This window comes from Bacillus sp. SRB_8, from assembly GCF_003264205.1.
Classification (GTDB): domain Bacteria; phylum Bacillota; class Bacilli; order Bacillales; family Bacillaceae_G; genus Bacillus_A; species Bacillus_A mycoides.
In genome coordinates this window covers 958,373-975,909 of the sequence record NZ_NADT01000018.1, presented here as the reverse complement: position 1 = coordinate 975,909, position 17,537 = coordinate 958,373, and the positions used below count along the sequence as shown (strand labels likewise).

The following is a 17,537-nucleotide window of genomic DNA, read 5'->3' as shown; positions in this document are numbered from 1 at the left end:
AAAAAAGCTTTGCGAATTTCGCAAAGCTTTTTTGTTTACTTTTTAATTTTTACAAGCTGAGAAGCTTCTACTCCGTTGTAACCAGGGAATTCTTTACTAGGGTCTTTATCGAATTTTAATACACCAACAGATTTTTCATCACCTTTTACATTTCCATAAGTTGCATCGTCAACAATTGCGAACATGTCTGCATATGCACGGCCACTTCCGATAATTGTGTTGCCTTCGTATTTTAATTTTGCCCCATCAAGTGTAGCATTTTCTACTTTCTCTTTTGCAAATAACACGCCTTCTTCTGTTGTTACAGCTGGTAATTTATCAAGTGGTTTTGTATCATCGTTTTTATCAACTTTGCTAAGTAATTCTTTTTTCACCAGTTCTTCACCAGTTTTCTTATCCATTACAAGAACTTTTTTACCCTCTAATGTTGTCATTTTCATTTTATAGAAGTCTTTTTCTTTCACTTCTTTTTTATTTTTATCTGTAACTTGTTGAATTTGCTCATCTGTTCCGTATAGTACAAAGCCGTTCGCTTTTTCTCCTAATAAAGAACAACCTGATAATGCTCCGAATGAAATTGCTGCTGCTAATCCGATTCCTACTAATTTTTTCATGATGATTGCTCCTTTTATATGTTTTATAGTAAATACATTTTTTGTATTAGTTCTGAAATTATGAGAAGCTTGTTTGTTGCTTCTGGTATTAGTGTATAAGAAATATTGAAACGTAACTATCGAGTTAGCTTACAGTAACATTACAATAATGTAATTTAGTGAAAGTGCATAAAAATATGTCAATTCTGAAGAGGATTAATGAGAATATATTAGGAATACAATGTTTTATCTAGAATGTCATATTATATTGGCTGTATTTTGGAAATAACATGTAAGGACATATTAGTTTTGTTATAATAAACACATAGGCTGTAAAAATGAATATTCTTTACTGTTAAGGGAGATTTTTCAGTTTTCCAAGTAGTGAATTTGAAATATGAGGTAAGTCATAGGAGGAATTAGAATGTCTGTATTTAAACGATTACGAGATTTAACAATGTCGAATGTATATTCATTAATTGAAAAAGCGGAAGATCCAGTTAAGATGACGGATCAATATTTACGCGATATGCAAGCGGATGTACAAGAAGCTGAGAAAAGTGTAGCAGCTCAAATTGCACTTGAGAAGAAATTCAAAATATTATTTGAAGAGCAAGAAGCACTTGTGAAAAAACGTGAAGAGCAAGCTCATATGGCTGTTCAAGCAAGCAATCTTGACCTTGCGCGTCGTGCTCTTGAAGAAAAACAAAATGCAGAGCAAAAGATGAATGAGTATAAAGCGAGCTATGAGCAAAACAAAGCAGCTGCTGATAACCTTCGTCTTAAGCTAGAAGAAATGCGTAAGCAATTAACAGAGCTGAAAAATAAACGTGAAACACTTGTTGCACGTGTAAATGCAGCGAAAGCACAAAAGAATATTAATCAGGCGATGTCTGGATTTGATTCAAATTCAGCAAAAGCTGGTTTAAGCCGTATGGAAGAGAAAGCACTTCAATTAGAGGCTGAAGCAGAAGCAAGCGGTGAAATTTACAAGAAAGAAAAGTCGTTAGATGATGAATTCGCAAGCTTAAACAAAAATTCTGTTGTTGACGATGAATTAGCTCGTATTATGAAGCAGTACGAGAAATAATATAGAATAGACAAAGAAACCGACATGTCTGAAGAGAATTCATGTCGGTTTTCTATTACCCCGCATTAACGGGCAGTAAGACTCCCACCTCAACATTTTGTGAAAGCAGAGAGGTTGGTGGGAGATCGACTGCCCGTAAATGCCCGATTGGTTCAACTAATAATCAGTAGGGGATGGAAAACTCCCCACTGATTAAAGTTTCACTTTACTTTTTTAGAGGAGGTTTTGTAATGACGTGGATGAATGTTTTAGCTATGCTTGTATGGACTGGAGCGAGTGCGGTACTTTTATTTGCAATTATGTGGGTTGATTCGATTTTTACAAAATACAATGATTTAAAAGAAATGAAAAATGGAAATACAGCAGTGACAACGCGTTTCGTTATGAAATTATTTGCGCAAGGGTACATTTTATCTCAATCTATAACGAAAGCGAATGACTTATGGCAAGCGCTTCTTGCCTCAGCAGTTTCATTCGTTATTTTATTAATTGTAGAAATGTTCATTGAGTTTGTGTTAAAGAAAATGTCTGGTTTAGATTTAGAAGAAGGAACGAAAGAAGGCAGCTTAGCACATGCGTTGTTAGCTGGTTCATTACATATCGTTGGTGCACTTATTTTAGGTGCTTGTTTATAAAGAGAAAAGGAGGGGTAGATTGTGAGTTTATTTAAACGTATTAAAAATATAATGAAGAGTCCGGAGCCGCCGAAGCCAGAAAAGAGTCTTTTAACGTTGGCTCCTGGCGATATGATTGAAGTCTCGTTAGTCATGTACGAATTAACTGGGAAAACGAGCATGCATTCTCGCAAGGAGATTATTTTAACTTTGCAGGATGGGAAAGATATTCGTTATTTGAAAATCGAAGACCGTGAAAATACGTATTACAAATTGTATACACCGATTGATGGTCGTTTAGATTCAATCGATGAAATTCCGACGACGATTGAAATGGATGATATAGAGTATCATATGGAAGAACAATATAATGGACGTGTTGTTGTTATGGGGAAAACACCATTCGCTGCTTCAGAAGAACAGTACGTATGGGAATTCCAATCTGATAACCGCAAATTATTACGTGTTGAATGGCAAAATGGTCGCACAATGATGTATGAGGGAGAAGTAATTATTCCTGCTGATGTACAAATCATAAGAGCAACATAAGGGGGGCGTAATCATGTCAAACCGATTGTTTACCATGATTAAATCGTTCGTGATCCCTATACTTGCTATCGTTACATTACTTGTTATTGCCGGTTATGCTTTATCGGGCTGTCAAAGTGGTCAGGCGAAGTCAATTCAGGACCGTTACCCACTAGAGTCTGTCGCAAAGGATGGTAAACAAGAATCTTACGTGTATAGGGCCGCCAATCGGTCAGTTCCTGAAGTTGCAAAGGAACTTATAGCCGAAAGGAAACCGAAGCAAGCATCTAAAGAAGACGAAAATCAAATGTTCCTCGTTTATTCTGATAAAATGTATAATTTACAAAAGGATAAAGAGAAACCATCTGATACGTTAATTGAAATAAGCAATGAAGAATTTGTCCGTCAAAATTACCAACCATCCTTCTTACAAGGATATATCATGGGGAGTATATTAAACGATATATTCGGTTCACGCAAATCATCATACGGTGATTATCGCGGATATAATGACAGACAAAATCATAAACCGGTGATCCCGGAAAGACCACCTACGAAAGAGGAAAAGAAAACCCCGCCTCCAATTACGAAGGAAGGGAAAGGATCTATTATTAAGCGAGGCGATAATGTAGATCCGAAATCATCTGTAGGTGATAAAGGAAGTATTACGGAAAAAGGAAGTAAAACGACGCCACCGCCTTCTACCGGAAGCAAAGGGAAAATTACGAAAAACCCGGGTGGCTCGAGTGGATCTGATGTGAAGCCGAAATCATCCATTAAAACCCCACCAAAGAATACGTCGCCCCCGAAAACAAGGGTTGGCGGTTCAGGGAAAATTATGAAGAGAAGATAGTATAGAGACCGAAAAGTGGAATTTGCTTTTCGGTCTTTTTATTATGGGAATTAATTCCTTATAGCTGGTACAATTAAGTTATAAGGAGGAGATTATTATGAGTATATATAAAAGGTTTAGTTTGATTATGTTCCTCGTCTTATTCCTCAGTTTGTTTATTAGCACAACGATGAAATTTCACTTTATAGTAGGTATTCTATGGATACTGTGTACATGTACTCTCTTTCTATATGTTCCGCTTCGCTTTCAGCATGAAGTGCCCGCCTTTCAAAAGTACGTCGATTGGATTAAAAGCGGGGGAAGATGGGGGGAGTAAAATATATCAACGGTTTTTCGATTATATCTATCGTAGCTCAAAATATATCAACGATTCGAAAAGGAATATCGATTTACCAACTTCATAATAAAAAGAGGCTGCACCAATATTTTGGCACACCCTCTTTTTTCATAATGATTAATGAATATCACGTTTCTTAAAGTTACCGCCTTTTACTTCAGCTACGTCATAAACTGTAATAAAGGCATTAGGATCGATTTCATTAATCAGGTCCTTCATTTTACTTTCTTCTAAACGGTTAATTACACAAGAAATTTCTTTGAATTTCTCTCTTGAATAACCACCATATACTTCGTTATACGTTGCGCTTCGGCCTAAACGATCGCGAATTGTTTCTACCATTAATTCAGGCTCTTTCGTGATGATTTTAAATGTTTTCGAACCACTTAAACCAACTTCAACGATATGAATCACTTTCGAAGCGATAAAGTAAGCAATTGCCGAAAGGATAGCCCCTTGAAGACCAAATACTGTTGAAACAAAAATAAAGACAAACATATTTAAGAATAAAATAAGGTCACTTGTTCCAAAAGGTAACTTACGAGAAAGTAATACAGCTAGCATATCGATTCCATCTAATGCGCCGCCGTTACGTAAGGCTAGTCCCATACCGAAACCGATAATAATACCACCAACAACTGTAACGAGTAGTGTATCGCCTTCAATAATAGTTGGTATTCCGTGCATGACAACGGTACCTATTGCTAATGAAGCAATCCCGATGATGGAATAAATTGCAAAGCTTTTACCGATTTGTTTATATCCTAACCAAACGAAAGGAATGTTAATAACTGCGATTAGAGCTCCTAATGGCAATCCAAATAATCTTGAACTAACGATACTTAAACCAGTCACACCACCGTCGGATACGTTATTTGGAATTAAGACAGCTTCTAATCCGTACGCTGTGATAAATGCCCCAATAATAATCATCAAAGCTTTTGAAGCAATTTTCAGCTTATTGGGCTTACTCTTGATCATTTTTTTCATATAATTTCCTCGTTTCAAACTAGTTTCTTTTTCTTACATGTTTGCTAATCAGTTCGATTCATGCCTAACAACCATTTTAACATTATATTTGAAAAAATTCTCCTTTAATGGATGTATGCAGGGAATATTATCACCATAGTACCATTAAAATATTTTTGAAATTCGTATAAGAAATCCCATCCTTTTAAAGGATGGGATGTTGTTAAGAAAGTATAAAACTAACGACTGTTAGGAATAAAGCGAAACCTAAAATAGTTCCACATATTTTCATATGGCGCTTACGCCCCATAACGACAATTGCGACATATTCGCGAATCATTGCATTAGGCCAGTAATAAAAGGCTGTTTTTGATCCGATTCCTTGGCTATTAAGGCCAGCTTGTCTTGCATATATGCCAGCACGGAAAAGATGGAAATTATTCGTTGTAAAAATACTTTTATACTTACCTTCTGGTTTTAAAGAATCCATAATTTCTTTAGAGAACGACATGTTTTGATATGTGTTTACAGAACGATTTTCTTGTACCGTATGTTCAAGCGGAATGCCTTTTTCAACAGCATAATTTTGCATCGCTTCTGCTTCCGGAAGACCTTCATCAGGCCCTTGCCCACCAGAGAAAATGATTGTTGGTGGTGTATTCACAGCGGCTTGCTTCCAATAAAAGTCGATTGCTTTATTAATGCGACTTGCAAGTAAGGGTGGCACTTTGTCATTAATTAAGCCGCTACCAAGAACGATGATGAAATCTTGATTACGTCTCGGTCTATTGAATTGGTATAGAAAATAAGCGCTTAAGAAGTTAGATAAATGTATAAAGAAATACATAGTTACAAGAGAAATAGCAGCAAAAATAAATTGAAAATGCTCTGAGAATAAACTTGCTGGATTTATGATAGGGATTAGTATACAGAATAAAATCCCTAAAGCAGCAATTAAAGTTAAAGAGTTTGTAAAGCGTCTTCCTTCACGCCTCATCAAGATTCTCGCATTAAGAAATAGTCCAAACATTAGAGCAACGATGCCAAAAGGTATCATGAAAAGTAGAGCTAACATGGGTAGCATAACGATGAAATGTAAAGTGTTACTACCAGATGCAAACGAGGCGATTGCACAAAATAATAGAAATGAACAGAAAAAGGCATTAAATAAAAAGCCATTTATTATTTTTCGTGGATCTTTTAAGTAAGAGATAAGAAAAATAATAAACAATATAAGAGGAATGATTCCGAAAAACATAAATATAGTACACCTCAATTTGTATAATGTTTTATTGCATCCTTAATATTACATGATTTTGAAGATGTTGATAAAAAAATAACGATTTCGAATTTTCTTAACAATCGATATGGTTAAATATGGTAAAATGTATTCAAAGTGATATATTAAAAGTAAAATGGTTGAAGAGGCACTCTGTGGAGTGTCTTTTTCTTTTTGGTATGTAATTATGCATATTATGTTTATTTTCAAGGGAAGAGGATTAAAATATAAGTTGTGGATACACGCTATAAAGCAGAATTTTATATTAATATTTACCTCTACTCTTTTTGTACCTAACAATCTTGTAACAATTCATGATTCTGTTTTCTAGTGTGTGTTTACAAAAAGCGGGATGGGGTATATATAAACAGGGGAAAGGACGTCTTCTTGAAAGGCGTCTTTTTGTTTCTTAGTATAGATAATTTCCACTATTAACGTAGTGCAAACTATCTATACTAAACATTAGCAATCTTCCGTATAAATATTATCAATTTACTATATATTCCAGTGGTGTTAAGTTAAATATGAAAGGCTTTCTTTTTCAAAATATTACCCCTAATAAAATTTTGAAGAAGTCAACTGTCTCCAAACTTGCCATTAATGCTTAGAGAAAAAGCACTCAATTTGAGTGCTTTTTCTTATTGAAACATGCTATTTTTGTAGGCGATGTTCATAAAATAAAAGTAACGAAATGAAAGTAGGTGATAAAATGCCAGCTATTGTGGAAGGGGTTATTATTGAGAATTGTAACGGGACAATTAACTTAGGTGATAAATATAACGTACATCCAATTGAAAAAACGAAAGCTTATAATGGATCGGGATCTTCAAATACCGGATTAAATGTGAGGACATTCAGTGGTATTAGTACGGCAGATGTAACGGATAACGATGTGTATGACCAAGTAATTCAATCTACGTTATAATTTTTATATGTAAAATTGCATAAAATGATGTGTTTGTCCTGTGATACAATTTAGTTGTGAGCTGTTAGTGATTCTTCTTTATCATAGTTGTTAGATTAGAAATGTAACATCTTATCGAAAATCATACGTAAAATAAAAAAGACACTTCGCTCGAAGTGTCTTTTTTATTTTAGTGATACCCTTTAGCAGAGTCTTTATGAATTTTATTTTTAAATATGCTGTAGCTCCAAAGTTGATATCCAATAACGATTGGTACCATGACCATTGCAACGAAGAACATAATTTTTAAATTTAATTGACTACCAGCTGCGTTGTATAACGTTGTACTATAAGCGTCGTTAATACGAGATGGTAACATTCTTGGGAACATACCTGCAAAACCAGTTGTCATAAACATTGCGATTGTTAAGCAAACGAATGTGAATGCAAGGCCGATTTTATGTTTGTACACCATAATAAGTGTGAGTACACTCATTAACATTGCAAGTACTGGAAGAATGAATAGTACAGGATATTCCGTGAAGTTTTGGAATAAATTTGTACGATTTGCAGTTGCGACATAGAAGATAGCTAAAATGATAGCAGCTGCCATTGAAAATGGTCTTGCAATTTTATAAGCACGATCAGATACTTCGCCAGTTGTTTTAATCATAATCCAAAGGGCACCAGATACGACGAATATAGCAGTGAAGAAAAGACCGCCTAAAATACCATAATGGTTTAGTAAGCTAAGTAAAGTTCCTTCATAACCATCTTTTCCGATTTGCAGCCCGTAATACAGGTTAGCGAATGTAACACCGAATAAGAAGGCGATTAGGAAACTACCACTTGTAAATGCCCATTTACAAGTTTTTTGCCAAATTGGTGAATCGTCTTTATGCATAAATTCAAGTCCAGCGGCACGAGCAAATAGTGCAAGTAATACTAAAAATAGTGGTGTATATAGGTAGCTAAACATATTTGCATATGTGACTGGAAAGGCAGCAAATGTTGCACCACCAGCTGTAATTAACCATACTTCATTACCACCCCAGAACGGGCCGATAGCTTCTTGTAATTGATTTCGTTCTTGTCGGTCTTTCGCAACGAATGGGAAAATCATTCCGTTACCGAGTGCGTAGCCATCAAGAATGAAGTACACTGTCCAAATTACGCCCCATAAACCGAACCAGATAATTGCAAGCATATCATGAGACATGAGCCGCACCTCCTTCAGTAGCAGGTTCTTCTAATGCAGCGGGTCCTTTTTTCGCGAACTTCAGCATTAAGTATACGTCTGCAATTAAGAGTAAAGTGTAGAACAATATTAAACTAATTAATGAGAACCAAATTTGTGGAACTGATATAGGTGACACGGATTCTGCTGTACGCATTAGTTTATAAACTGTCCACGGTTGACGACCTACTTCAGCGACAATCCAGCCAGCATTAATTGCGATATATGGAAGTAAAACAGACCACATTGTAATTTTTAAATAACGTTTTGAGTTTTCTAGTTTTCCTTTTCGGTTTAAATAGAAACCGTACCAAGTTAATGCCATAAAGAACATGCCAAGTGCAACCATTAAGCGGAAGCTATAGTACACGAGGTTAACATTTGGACGATCTTCTTTTGGAATATCTTTTAAACCAACAATTTCTCCATCAAATGAGTTTGTATAGAAGAAACTTCCGAGCTTTGGAATAGTAAGTAGTTCAAAGTTTTTTTCATTTTTCACATCAGGAATTTGAATGATTGAGAAGCCTTGTCCTTTTCCGGTTTCCCAAACAGCTTCCATCGCAGCTCCTTTTGCTGGTTGATATTTAGCAGCTGATACACCGGATTGATGGCCCATAAATGGTGTAATTGTTGCGGCGAATAAACCTAACATTAAACCAAATTTAAATGATTTTTTGAAGAATTCCACTTCGTTTTTACGTAGTAAGTGATATGCACTAATTGCCATAACGAAGAAAGCACCGACAATATAACAACCAATTACAGTGTGGAAGAACATATTCCATGCATATGGATTTGTAACAAGTGCCCAGAAGTCATTTAATTCAGCGCGGCCGTTACGTACTACGTACCCAACAGGATTTTGCATGAATCCGTTTGCAGTAATAATCCAAAGGGCAGAAATATTTGTTCCAAGTGCAACCATCCACATACAGAAAGCACGGAATTTTGGTGAGATTTTGTCTTTACCGAATAACCATATTCCCATGAAAGTAGATTCTAAGAAGAAGGCAACGAGTGCTTCGATTGCGAGAGGTGATCCGAAAATATCCCCCATATATTTGGAGTACTCAGACCAGTTTGTTCCAAATTGGAATTCCATCGTAATCCCAGTTATAATCCCCATTACGAAGTTAATTGTAAAAAGTTTTCCCCAGAAATTTGCCATTTTGCGGTATGTTGGATTCAATGTGCGGGCGTATTGAGTTTCCATACATGCTACTAAAATAACAAGTCCGATTGTCAAAGGTACAAATAAAAAGTGATAAAAAATAGTAATTGCAAATTGAAAACGACTTAGTAACAGAACGTCGGACATAATAAATATTCACTCCTTTTTTACATTATCTACAATCAGTTTATAGTGAAAAAACGTTTAAAGTATGTGAGACTTGTTACAAAGGTGTGTGTATATTTTGAAAGAATTATGTCGATTATCTGAAAATATCCTATTTTTACTATAAAGAAATATCCTTTTTGAGTTTTTCAAATTTTGGTACACTACATATGTAATGTAAATGAGAGAAAAGAGGGTTCTTTACTATGAAGTCATTAGAAGAGATTTTACAATACAATGAAAAATTCGTTGAAGAGAAAAAATACGAAGAGTATGAAACAGGAAAATTTCCAAATAAAAAAATGGTAATTATCTCTTGTATGGATACTCGTCTTGTTGAATTATTACCGAAAGCAATGAATATGCGTAACGGTGATGTGAAAATTATTAAAGTAGCAGGCGCTGTTATTTCACATCCATTCGGAAGTATTATGCGTAGTATTTTAGTCGCTGTATATGAGCTTGGAGCTGATGAAGTATGTGTTGTCGGTCATCATGATTGTGGTATGGCAAAAATTCAAGCAAGCAGTACAATTGAAAAAATGAAAGAGCGCGGCGTAACAGAAGAGAAATTAGATACACTTCGTTATTCTGGAATCGATTTAGAAAGATTCTTACAAGGGTTCTCTAGTGTAGAAGAAAGTGTAGAACATAGTGTGTCAATACTCCGCAACCATCCGTTACTTCCGGAAGAAGTACCTGTTCACGGTCTTGTTATAGATCCTGACACAGGAAAATTAGATTTAGTTGTAAATGGTTACGACAATTAAGAATTTACTTTGTCATCCTTTTTATCTGGGACAGGATCAAATCCTCCTGGATGGAAAGGGTGACATTTTAATATACGCTTACATGTAAGCCAAAATCCTTTGAAGGCACCGTGTTTTTGAAACGCTTCTAATCCATAATGAGAGCAAGTCGGATGAAAGCGGCACGTTGGCGGTGTCATCGGAGAAATGAACTTTTGATAAAAGCGTATAATACCGATAAAAATCTGTTTCATAATGGTCTCCTTTTCAGCATAGTCTTAAAGTATTATAGCACGACAGTACATAATACTTTACTAATGTGCATTTCCGTTATATCATATTGGATATAACGGAATTAAATTAAAAGCGGGAGAGATGTTGTATGCCATCAGTAGAAAGCTTTGAATTAGATCATACGATTGTAAAGGCACCTTATGTAAGACATTGCGGAGTTCACAACGTAGGTAGCGACGGTATTGTAAATAAATTCGATATTCGTTTTTGCCAACCGAATAAACAAGCAATGAAACCAGATGTTATTCATACGTTAGAACATTTATTAGCATTTAATTTACGTAAATATATTGATCGTTATCCGCATTTTGATATTATCGATATTTCACCAATGGGTTGCCAAACAGGATATTATCTTGTAGTAAGCGGAACACCGACGGTTCGAGAAATCATTGATTTATTAGAACTAACATTAAAAGATGCGGTTCAAATTACAGAAATTCCAGCTGCAAATGAAACACAATGTGGCCAAGCGAAGCTTCACGACTTAGAAGGAGCACAACGCTTAATGAACTTCTGGCTAAGCCAAGATAAAGATGAACTTGAAAAAGTATTTGGATAAAGAAAAACTGCCTGTGAAAGGGCAGCTTTTTTATTTGTAAAAGAGAAAGGTACAGATTTTATATAAAAACAATGAGTTTCACTTATGAGCATTTTTAAGAAATGAAAGGCAGTAGGTGAATATATTAATGAGAGCTCCTGTTTGAAAAACAGGAGTTTTTTGTGTGAATGGAGTATTGACTTTAACGTATACGTCAAAGTTTATAGTGAAGATAAATAAGGCGTGAGGAGGAAACGATGGATAAGTATAGCATTGGTGAAATTTCAAAAGAAACGAATGTAACGACGAGAACACTTAGATATTATGAGGAAATTGGATTATTAAAACCGTCGTACGTTGCCGAGTCAGGATATCGTTACTATTCAAAAGATGATGTAATTACATTGCAACAAATAACAACGTTTAAAAAGCTTGGTTTTAAGCTTTCGGAAATAAAAAAAGTGTTAAAAGAGGAAAAGGGAAATTCAGAAGAAAGATGGAAAAGTGCAATTCAAAATGAGATTCGAACAATACAAGCAGAAGTAAAAAGATTACAGGACTTAGAAAAACTATTATATACAACATTTCATTCCATTGAATTAACAGGGGAGCTTAAAACAGAGGATTTAATGTTATTTATAAAATCCGTACAGGGAATTGATCAGAGGGAGAAATTTTGGAAAAGGTATTTTAATGAGGAAGAGCAGCAGATTATTCAGGGCTTACCAACATTTGAAGAAAACGATAAAAGAACGAAAGAGTGGTTGCAAGTATTAAGAGAAATTCGTGAGCGTATAAATGAACCAGTAGATTCACCAGAAGTTCAACAATTGGCGGAAAAAGTAGTGGCTTTTTCCATGCATATATTTCAAGAAGATGAACAATTAATAAATAAGTATTGGGAATTAATTAGACCTGAAGAGGGGGAGATTGCAAAAGTATATGGACTTGATTCGGAAACAATGAAGTATATAGATGAAATGGTAGATTATTATTTGAAAAAGGAGGAAGATAAATGACAGCTATGCAAAAAGAGAAGCTATATGGAAAGGAGCACGCACGATTAGAGCGGCAATACTTTTATAAACATGCGAGCATTTTCATTCTTGCACAGCTTTTATTTATTTTTGTAATAGGGCTTGTACCAGCTCAAGAGTTACCAAGTGGATCTTATATTCTTCATATGAAAGAATGGATTTTGAATAAACAAATAGGCTTTTATAAAAATGAAACTATTAATACCATTGTCAGTGTTTGGACATCGGTACTTATGATTCATTTTATATGGGCGATGTCTTACATTCTTTTTCCGAAAAAGAAACGTAGCTCTTCAAAACAAGAAATGCGACAAGAGGTAAAAGAAGAAGTGAAAAAGAAAAAGGAGATTAGTACAAATAGGGCGTGGCTGTATTTAGTATTTGGAGGCTTAATCGAAATATATTGGGCAACAGGATTAAAAACAAATTCGATGAGTATTTTGACACTTATTGCAATTTTATCTAGCTTTCATCTATTAATTGAAGCAACTAAAAGAATCCCAATTGGAACGGCATATGCAGTATTTACTGGAATTGGGACAGTGGGAACGATAGTAGTAGATATTTTATATTTTAAAGAGCCATTTTCGTTTATTAAAATTTTCCTTGTTTGTTTATTAGCATTATTTATTATCGGATTGAAATTTAGTGGCGACAAGGAAGAGGTGAAATAAAATGGCATGGATGTATTTAATTATAGCTGGGCTCTTTGAAATTGTCGGTGTAATTGGGATAAAGAAAGTAGCAAAAAATAATAGTTGGACGAATAATATTATTTTAATAGGTGGTTTTATTATTAGTTTTCAATTTTTAACGATGGCGCTTCAAGAAATTCAGTTATCCATCGCATATGCAGTTTGGACTGGAATCGGAACGCTCGGGGCAGCAGTTGTCGGTATTTTATTCTTTCAAGAACCTAAAAACGCTTTTCGGATTATTTGTATCGTTGGGATTATGGGGACGATTATTGGATTGAAAGTAGTGAGTTAAAGAAGAGCAAAATCTGCTCTTCTTTTTTTATGAAAGTAGACTAGACACCCCAACATATAAAATAAAGGCAGAACCGAGTAAATAAACAAATGCTTTTGCTTTTTGCCGCTCTTTTATTTCATCAATTCCAAAAAGGATAAACATAATACTTAAAAGGATAAATACGAATGGTAAAAGCATAGAGAAGTTTGAAAAGAGGCTAAATAGGGCGAGAATAAGAGCGATAGTCGCTATTATAATTCGAATGTTTTTTAACATGAAATCCTCCTTTAGAAGAACAGTATAAATGGAATGACAAAAATAATGGTAAACATACTTAAACCGATGCTAATAGCTCCAATTTGCTTTTACTGCTTTTGAATCATCTCAATTCCTACTAAAATGCCATACAAATGGTAGGTGAAAAGATTTGAAAGTTCATTGTAAATGTACTGTATAAACATAGAATCAAAGTAATAAAAACGATGATTAGTTGTATTTGTTTTATGTGCATTTTAGCCCCTTTTAAGTAGCAAGAGTTAGTTACCTGGAGATAATAATTATAATAGCGACGATTAAAGTAAATACGCCAGAAAAGAAGGAGAGTGTACTATGTACTTTCTTTCCTTTCTGTTTTTCTTCTGCGCTCATGATGAAAGTCATAATAGATAAGGCAATAAGCATATAGGGCATCGTAACAAGCGGGTTTGTAGATATTCCATATAGAGCGAGAGAGATGACAATAAGAGCGGATATGATGCGAAATGTTTTTAGCATACTACCACCTATCTTCTTGTAGTTTTAAATTAGCCTTCAATGTAATAACAGTTCGTAGTTGGTATTTAAAGTTTCATTCTACATGTAACGAAGGTAGTTCGATATTACAATGAAGAGCATAAGAATAGAAACGAAAAAATGCGAGATACCCATTGATTTTCTTCCGGATTTCAGTTCATTAATTCCTAGAAGAATAAAGAAACAACTGAGAGCAAATTGCATGTATGGGAGAAGTGTGAAATTATCGGTAGCAAGAGAATAAGTGCAAAGAGAGATTGTGAGAAGCATGAAAAAATAGCGTATTCCAGTTAGCATCGAATTCCTCCTTTAAAGAGACTATTTATCGAAATATTTCTGAGAAGCCAAGAAATAAAGCAACAGCTCCTGTTAACAGAGCAAGTATGCTACCACCTTTTTGCTGTTTCAAGATTTCCTCTATACTAATAATGAAAGCCATCCCCCCTAAAAAGATGAACATATAAGGCATGATTTCCCTATTACCAGTAAAAAAGCTATAGATTGCTATAGATAAAGCAATAAGTGATAAAGTAATCCGTAATCCTTTCAGCATAAAAGACCCTCCTCTATTTTATGTAGGTAATGATAAAAACAAGCCAAATGAAAGCACCAGCAACAATGCAAATAAACCCGGTTCCTGAATCCTTCTTTTTTATTTGCTCAATTGCGATGAGAAACATTAAAGCTCCTAATAGAAATTGTGAAAGTGGTAGAAAGTTATTTTGACCTGTATAGAGCCCAATTGCCGACATAATTATCACAGTGAGTGCGATTGCGATGCGAAGTATACGAAGCATACTATGATTCCTCCTTATTATTTTTCGAGTAAGGGTTATCGTCGGGCTTATCAACAGAATGTTTATATGCGTAGCCTTTATTAATCGTCATAACGGAGAGTACTAATATGATCAGTACGATTATAATGCCGATAATTAATATTTTGAGCATGAAATCCCTCCTTTTCTTTATTTTACATAATTTTGTAATTGATGAAAACAATAGAAATTAAAAGGATGAAAGAAGGGTGTTACATGGAGAATAAAAAAACATATTATATATCAGTTGGAAATGGTCAAATTTCGCAAGTGAAGACGGCGGATACGTATAATTTTGAAATTTATGCAAATGACGAAGAGATTACGGAGTTAAGAGAGTATTTTGATCAAGCGTATGAAGAGGACTTAGGTTCATATGTACGCTCCCACGTTCCATTCGTTGAGTATCATCACGATTCGAATAATGATCGATATGATGAACAACTACAAAAAGCATATAAAATGATTTATGATCTAGGGAATCATGAAACGAAAGAATTAGTCGCACAAATGGGAATAATCAATGGATTGTAATTGGATAATATTATGCAGAAAAGCGAGAATATGCTACAATTTGTGGTAGGAAAAACTTGTAATCATCAATAGGGGAGTAATGGCATGTACAAATTTAAAGATTATTACCACAACACTGTACAATTATCGTTTGAACGTTACCCATTTTCTCCTGAGCCAAAGCATGTTTGGGTTGTATGCCGGTACGGGGATCAATGGTTATTAACGCATCATTTACGCCGTGGTCTTGAATTTCCAGGTGGTAAAGTAGAACTCGGGGAAACACCGGAAGAAGCGGCAGTTCGAGAAGTTCATGAGGAAACCGGCGGCATAGTTTCTGATTTAACTTACTTAGGGCAATACAAAGTATCCGGAAAAGACAAAATAATCATTAAAAACATTTATTTTGCAACAATTAGTGCGGTAGAGCAACATACGCATTACGAAGAAACGAAAGGGTCTGTTTTATTAAAAGACATTCCTGATAATATTAAAACTGATAGAAAATTTAGCTTTATTATGCGCGATGATGTATTAGCGCGTACGATGAAACATATAGAAGAAATCGGCTGTTTTACGAAGTAAAATGGCCGGTTTCTTTTTTTATGTTCAAAATGTAAATATATCTTTATATTACTTTGGGTATATTATACAATTTTGTAAAGATATATTTACATTTTAGGAGGTGAAAAGGTGGATAACAGAAAAGAAACAACTGTCTCTGTTTCAATGGTTAAATTAAATATTTATTCATTTTTTATAATATTTGCTCTGGCGATTGGAATTGGTTATTTACATGCGCTTTTTTCAGGCGAGTTTCAAATTGAAATTACATTGCCGATTATGTTTCTTTTGATTATTGGAATGATTATTCTCGTTTGTATTCATGAGGCAATACATTTAATTGGATTTCGTTATATCGGAGGTGTTCCGTGGAGTGAACTAAAATGGGGCGTCAATTGGAAATTAGGTGCTGCATATGCTCATTCTAAACAGGTGATTACAGTAAAGCAAATGAAGACAGTGTTAATGCTTCCGTTTTTACCAACTGGAATTTTACCAATTGTATTGGGATTAGCTATGAATCTGGAGCCACTCTCATTTTTAGGGATTCTACTAGCAGCAGGTTGTATCGGTGACATTGCTTTATATAAAAAAGTTTCAAAGTTTCCAGATGATGCGCTAGTTAAAGATCATCCGAGCAAACCGCAGTTTACAGTATATGAATAATAAAGGAAGAGGAGGCATTTTTGAAAAATGGCCTCTTTTTTGTTTGTCAGCTTTTGTCGGTAAGCCGATGTTTCTTGTTGAATCGCTGATAAAGTGAAATTTCATTTACTATCGTCTTGTTTTTACCTCCACCTCTAAAAACGAAAGCACCTCTAATAAATCATCCACCACACGTGAATGTTCAAAGTCACCCCAAAATAAATCTCTCTTCCAAACGCCACGAATCCCTACTTGTTCAGAAGCAAGCACATCATTTTCTGGATGGTCTCCAACGTAAAGGCATTCTTCTGCTTTTACGTTTAGCTTTTGCAAAGCTCGTTCGAAAATCTCAGGATGTGGTTTTTTAATTCCTTCTGCTTCTGAAATGAAAATTGTGTTTGTATACGTATGTATGTTTAGTGCTCGAAGGTTGCTCATCTGAAATTTAGTAAAGCCGTTTGTAATAATACCAATTTTAATGTTTCGCTGAGTTAGTTGTTGAAGTAATTCATGCATGTTTTGGAAAGGAATACAATGATGTTGGAAGTTTGTAATGTAGTCGTGTAGCAGTTGCTCTTGCGTTAAAGTGGTAATGTTGTATTCGCAAAGGAGAGTGGAATATACCTTATCTTTCCACGTGTAACCATTATTGTCGAGTTCGAGAAAACGAGAGCAATACTCGAATTTTTCTATGTTTATCAAATGAAAGGCGAAGCGATTATATTGATCGCGAATAAATTGCTCTAGAGATTGGCGACGATCTAATAGTGTTCCATCTAAGTCAAATAAGACTGCTCGAATCATGGGAAACCTCCATACAGCTTTTATAATTAATTATCGCATATTCGTTAAAAAATGATTATGATATTTTT

The 17,537-nt window shown here is 34.8% G+C and carries 26 protein-coding genes and 1 pseudogene; 14 read left to right on the top strand and 13 right to left on the bottom strand.

The genetic code is table 11. The annotated features are described in order from the left end of the window. Nucleotides 1–35: 35 nt before the first annotated feature. A complete protein-coding gene (locus B5P40_RS15315) occupies nucleotides 36–614 on the bottom strand; it encodes a lipoprotein BA_5634 family protein (protein ID WP_002129594.1) in 579 nt (192 codons plus the stop codon). 403 nt (nucleotides 615–1,017) lie between these two features. Between B5P40_RS15315 and B5P40_RS15310 the strand changes: the two genes are divergently transcribed. From B5P40_RS15310 to B5P40_RS15290, 5 genes are all read left to right on the top strand, one after another. Next, nucleotides 1,018–1,683: a PspA/IM30 family protein gene (locus tag B5P40_RS15310; protein ID WP_002015754.1), complete on the top strand. Its 666-nt coding sequence runs from the start codon at nucleotides 1,018–1,020 to the stop codon at nucleotides 1,681–1,683. Nucleotides 1,684–1,913: 230 nt separating this feature from the next. Beyond that, entirely contained in the window at nucleotides 1,914–2,318 is a 405-nt protein-coding gene (locus tag B5P40_RS15305; protein ID WP_002015753.1) for a DUF350 domain-containing protein, read from the top strand. Nucleotides 2,319–2,339: 21 nt separating this feature from the next. Then, on the top strand, nucleotides 2,340–2,846 hold the full coding sequence (locus B5P40_RS15300; RefSeq protein ID WP_002015752.1) for a DUF4178 domain-containing protein: 507 nt from the start codon (nucleotides 2,340–2,342) through the stop codon (nucleotides 2,844–2,846). Nucleotides 2,847–2,859: 13 nt separating this feature from the next. Further along, nucleotides 2,860–3,678, top strand: a complete 819-nt coding sequence (locus B5P40_RS15295; RefSeq protein WP_002129590.1) for a DUF4247 domain-containing protein — start codon at nucleotides 2,860–2,862, stop codon at nucleotides 3,676–3,678. A 97-nt stretch (nucleotides 3,679–3,775) separates the two neighbouring features. Next, nucleotides 3,776–3,994, top strand: a complete 219-nt coding sequence (locus tag B5P40_RS15290; RefSeq protein ID WP_002167505.1) for a hypothetical protein — start codon at nucleotides 3,776–3,778, stop codon at nucleotides 3,992–3,994. Nucleotides 3,995–4,132: 138 nt separating this feature from the next. Here B5P40_RS15290 and B5P40_RS15285 read toward each other — a convergent pair whose 3' ends face one another. Together B5P40_RS15285 and B5P40_RS15280 are read right to left on the bottom strand one after the other, a co-directional pair. Beyond that, nucleotides 4,133–5,005, bottom strand: a complete 873-nt coding sequence (locus tag B5P40_RS15285; RefSeq protein ID WP_000738210.1) for a YitT family protein — start codon at nucleotides 5,003–5,005, stop codon at nucleotides 4,133–4,135. A gap of 202 nt (nucleotides 5,006–5,207) precedes the next feature. Further along, nucleotides 5,208–6,242, bottom strand: coding sequence for a YdcF family protein (locus B5P40_RS15280; protein ID WP_113709383.1), 1,035 nt, complete (start codon nucleotides 6,240–6,242; stop codon nucleotides 5,208–5,210). A 712-nt stretch (nucleotides 6,243–6,954) separates the two neighbouring features. Here B5P40_RS15280 and B5P40_RS15275 point away from each other — a divergent pair. Continuing rightward, a complete protein-coding gene (locus B5P40_RS15275; RefSeq protein WP_002015747.1) occupies nucleotides 6,955–7,188 on the top strand; it encodes a spore germination protein in 234 nt (77 codons plus the stop codon). Nucleotides 7,189–7,357: 169 nt separating this feature from the next. On the opposite strand, the gene cydB is transcribed toward B5P40_RS15275, so the two are convergent. Together cydB and cydA are read right to left on the bottom strand one after the other, a co-directional pair. Continuing rightward, nucleotides 7,358–8,386, bottom strand: a complete 1,029-nt coding sequence (gene cydB, locus B5P40_RS15270; protein ID WP_002190996.1) for a cytochrome d ubiquinol oxidase subunit II — start codon at nucleotides 8,384–8,386, stop codon at nucleotides 7,358–7,360. Continuing rightward, on the bottom strand, nucleotides 8,376–9,725 hold the full coding sequence (gene cydA, locus B5P40_RS15265; protein ID WP_002129584.1) for a cytochrome ubiquinol oxidase subunit I: 1,350 nt from the start codon (nucleotides 9,723–9,725) through the stop codon (nucleotides 8,376–8,378). Before cydA ends, cydB begins: the two co-directional genes overlap by 11 nt. 224 nt (nucleotides 9,726–9,949) lie before the next feature. On the opposite strand from cydA, the gene B5P40_RS15260 reads away from it, so the two are divergent. After that, nucleotides 9,950–10,513 (top strand): beta-class carbonic anhydrase, encoded by a 564-nt coding sequence (locus B5P40_RS15260; protein WP_002015742.1) that lies wholly within the window; start codon nucleotides 9,950–9,952, stop codon nucleotides 10,511–10,513. On the opposite strand, the gene yidD is transcribed toward B5P40_RS15260, so the two are convergent. Beyond that, the gene (gene yidD, locus B5P40_RS15255; RefSeq protein WP_002112460.1) at nucleotides 10,510–10,746 is read right to left on the bottom strand and encodes a membrane protein insertion efficiency factor YidD; all 237 of its coding nucleotides are present in this window, start codon (nucleotides 10,744–10,746) and stop codon (nucleotides 10,510–10,512) included. The two genes, B5P40_RS15260 and yidD, sit on opposite strands and share 4 nt — an antisense overlap. 128 nt (nucleotides 10,747–10,874) lie before the next feature. On the opposite strand from yidD, the gene luxS reads away from it, so the two are divergent. From luxS to B5P40_RS15235, 4 genes are all read left to right on the top strand, one after another. Continuing rightward, a complete protein-coding gene (gene luxS, locus B5P40_RS15250) occupies nucleotides 10,875–11,348 on the top strand; it encodes an S-ribosylhomocysteine lyase LuxS (RefSeq protein ID WP_001141371.1) in 474 nt (157 codons plus the stop codon). 236 nt (nucleotides 11,349–11,584) lie between these two features. Then, complete coding sequence (locus B5P40_RS15245; protein ID WP_078176448.1) at nucleotides 11,585–12,346, top strand: MerR family transcriptional regulator; 762 nt, start codon at nucleotides 11,585–11,587, stop codon at nucleotides 12,344–12,346. Continuing rightward, nucleotides 12,343–13,038 (top strand): DMT family transporter, encoded by a 696-nt coding sequence (locus B5P40_RS15240; protein WP_113709382.1) that lies wholly within the window; start codon nucleotides 12,343–12,345, stop codon nucleotides 13,036–13,038. Before B5P40_RS15245 ends, B5P40_RS15240 begins: the two co-directional genes overlap by 4 nt. 1 nt (nucleotide 13,039) lies before the next feature. Continuing rightward, entirely contained in the window at nucleotides 13,040–13,354 is a 315-nt protein-coding gene (locus B5P40_RS15235) for a DMT family transporter (protein ID WP_002129581.1), read from the top strand. 27 nt (nucleotides 13,355–13,381) lie between these two features. Here B5P40_RS15235 and B5P40_RS15230 read toward each other — a convergent pair whose 3' ends face one another. From B5P40_RS15230 to ytzI, 6 genes and pseudogenes are all read right to left on the bottom strand, one after another. After that, complete coding sequence (locus tag B5P40_RS15230) at nucleotides 13,382–13,612, bottom strand: YczI family protein (RefSeq protein WP_002034460.1); 231 nt, start codon at nucleotides 13,610–13,612, stop codon at nucleotides 13,382–13,384. 11 nt (nucleotides 13,613–13,623) lie between these two features. Next, a pseudogene (locus B5P40_RS34015) lies at nucleotides 13,624–13,847 on the bottom strand (hypothetical protein). 29 nt (nucleotides 13,848–13,876) lie between these two features. Beyond that, nucleotides 13,877–14,110: a hypothetical protein gene (locus tag B5P40_RS15220; protein ID WP_002129577.1), complete on the bottom strand. Its 234-nt coding sequence runs from the start codon at nucleotides 14,108–14,110 to the stop codon at nucleotides 13,877–13,879. 340 nt (nucleotides 14,111–14,450) lie between these two features. Beyond that, nucleotides 14,451–14,681 (bottom strand): YczI family protein, encoded by a 231-nt coding sequence (locus B5P40_RS15210; protein ID WP_078176449.1) that lies wholly within the window; start codon nucleotides 14,679–14,681, stop codon nucleotides 14,451–14,453. Nucleotides 14,682–14,694: 13 nt separating this feature from the next. After that, complete coding sequence (locus tag B5P40_RS15205; RefSeq protein WP_002190991.1) at nucleotides 14,695–14,925, bottom strand: DUF3953 domain-containing protein; 231 nt, start codon at nucleotides 14,923–14,925, stop codon at nucleotides 14,695–14,697. 1 nt (nucleotide 14,926) lies between these two features. Next, nucleotides 14,927–15,076, bottom strand: a complete 150-nt coding sequence (ytzI, locus tag B5P40_RS15200; RefSeq protein WP_002143497.1) for a YtzI protein — start codon at nucleotides 15,074–15,076, stop codon at nucleotides 14,927–14,929. An 83-nt stretch (nucleotides 15,077–15,159) separates the two neighbouring features. Here ytzI and B5P40_RS15195 point away from each other — a divergent pair, with 83 nt between their 5' ends. The 3 genes from B5P40_RS15195 (at nucleotide 15,160) to B5P40_RS15185 (ending at nucleotide 16,686) form a co-directional block, all read left to right on the top strand. Further along, the gene (locus B5P40_RS15195) at nucleotides 15,160–15,477 is read left to right on the top strand and encodes a hypothetical protein (RefSeq protein ID WP_002089150.1); all 318 of its coding nucleotides are present in this window, start codon (nucleotides 15,160–15,162) and stop codon (nucleotides 15,475–15,477) included. Between the two features lie 84 nt (nucleotides 15,478–15,561). Continuing rightward, nucleotides 15,562–16,041 (top strand): antimutator 8-oxo-(dGTP/GTP)ase, encoded by a 480-nt coding sequence (gene mutTA, locus B5P40_RS15190; protein WP_002015736.1) that lies wholly within the window; start codon nucleotides 15,562–15,564, stop codon nucleotides 16,039–16,041. A gap of 108 nt (nucleotides 16,042–16,149) precedes the next feature. Continuing rightward, nucleotides 16,150–16,686 (top strand): DUF3267 domain-containing protein, encoded by a 537-nt coding sequence (locus B5P40_RS15185; RefSeq protein ID WP_002190990.1) that lies wholly within the window; start codon nucleotides 16,150–16,152, stop codon nucleotides 16,684–16,686. Nucleotides 16,687–16,794: 108 nt separating this feature from the next. On the opposite strand, the gene B5P40_RS15180 is transcribed toward B5P40_RS15185, so the two are convergent. After that, nucleotides 16,795–17,469, bottom strand: coding sequence for an HAD family hydrolase (locus B5P40_RS15180; RefSeq protein ID WP_078176450.1), 675 nt, complete (start codon nucleotides 17,467–17,469; stop codon nucleotides 16,795–16,797). Between the last annotated feature and the right edge of the window lie 68 nt (nucleotides 17,470–17,537).

Bases quoted from the DNA above. Each gene is read 5' to 3' on its own strand.
- mutTA (WP_002015736.1), top strand. From the start codon at position 15,562: ATGTACAAATTTAAAGATTATTACCACAACACTGTACAATTATCGTTT.
- B5P40_RS15285 (WP_000738210.1), bottom strand. From the start codon at position 5,005: ATGAAAAAAATGATCAAGAGTAAGCCCAATAAGCTGAAAATTGCTTCA.
- B5P40_RS15275 (WP_002015747.1), top strand. From the start codon at position 6,955: ATGAAAGTAGGTGATAAAATGCCAGCTATTGTGGAAGGGGTTATTATT.
- cydA (WP_002129584.1), bottom strand. From the start codon at position 9,725: ATGTCCGACGTTCTGTTACTAAGTCGTTTTCAATTTGCAATTACTATT.
- B5P40_RS15280 (WP_113709383.1), bottom strand. From the start codon at position 6,242: ATGTTTTTCGGAATCATTCCTCTTATATTGTTTATTATTTTTCTTATC.
- B5P40_RS15240 (WP_113709382.1), top strand. From the start codon at position 12,343: ATGACAGCTATGCAAAAAGAGAAGCTATATGGAAAGGAGCACGCACGA.
- ytzI (WP_002143497.1), bottom strand. From the start codon at position 15,076: ATGCTCAAAATATTAATTATCGGCATTATAATCGTACTGATCATATTA.
- B5P40_RS15310 (WP_002015754.1), top strand. From the start codon at position 1,018: ATGTCTGTATTTAAACGATTACGAGATTTAACAATGTCGAATGTATAT.
- yidD (WP_002112460.1), bottom strand. From the start codon at position 10,746: ATGAAACAGATTTTTATCGGTATTATACGCTTTTATCAAAAGTTCATT.
- B5P40_RS15315 (WP_002129594.1), bottom strand. From the start codon at position 614: ATGAAAAAATTAGTAGGAATCGGATTAGCAGCAGCAATTTCATTCGGA.
- B5P40_RS15245 (WP_078176448.1), top strand. From the start codon at position 11,585: ATGGATAAGTATAGCATTGGTGAAATTTCAAAAGAAACGAATGTAACG.
- B5P40_RS15195 (WP_002089150.1), top strand. From the start codon at position 15,160: ATGGAGAATAAAAAAACATATTATATATCAGTTGGAAATGGTCAAATT.
- B5P40_RS15235 (WP_002129581.1), top strand. From the start codon at position 13,040: ATGGCATGGATGTATTTAATTATAGCTGGGCTCTTTGAAATTGTCGGT.
- B5P40_RS15205 (WP_002190991.1), bottom strand. From the start codon at position 14,925: ATGCTTCGTATACTTCGCATCGCAATCGCACTCACTGTGATAATTATG.
- B5P40_RS15180 (WP_078176450.1), bottom strand. From the start codon at position 17,469: ATGATTCGAGCAGTCTTATTTGACTTAGATGGAACACTATTAGATCGT.
- luxS (WP_001141371.1), top strand. From the start codon at position 10,875: ATGCCATCAGTAGAAAGCTTTGAATTAGATCATACGATTGTAAAGGCA.
- B5P40_RS15220 (WP_002129577.1), bottom strand. From the start codon at position 14,110: ATGCTAAAAACATTTCGCATCATATCCGCTCTTATTGTCATCTCTCTC.
- B5P40_RS15295 (WP_002129590.1), top strand. From the start codon at position 2,860: ATGTCAAACCGATTGTTTACCATGATTAAATCGTTCGTGATCCCTATA.
- cydB (WP_002190996.1), bottom strand. From the start codon at position 8,386: ATGTCTCATGATATGCTTGCAATTATCTGGTTCGGTTTATGGGGCGTA.
- B5P40_RS15230 (WP_002034460.1), bottom strand. From the start codon at position 13,612: ATGTTAAAAAACATTCGAATTATAATAGCGACTATCGCTCTTATTCTC.
- B5P40_RS15290 (WP_002167505.1), top strand. From the start codon at position 3,776: ATGAGTATATATAAAAGGTTTAGTTTGATTATGTTCCTCGTCTTATTC.
- B5P40_RS15210 (WP_078176449.1), bottom strand. From the start codon at position 14,681: ATGCTGAAAGGATTACGGATTACTTTATCACTTATTGCTTTATCTATA.
- B5P40_RS15260 (WP_002015742.1), top strand. From the start codon at position 9,950: ATGAAGTCATTAGAAGAGATTTTACAATACAATGAAAAATTCGTTGAA.
- B5P40_RS15305 (WP_002015753.1), top strand. From the start codon at position 1,914: ATGACGTGGATGAATGTTTTAGCTATGCTTGTATGGACTGGAGCGAGT.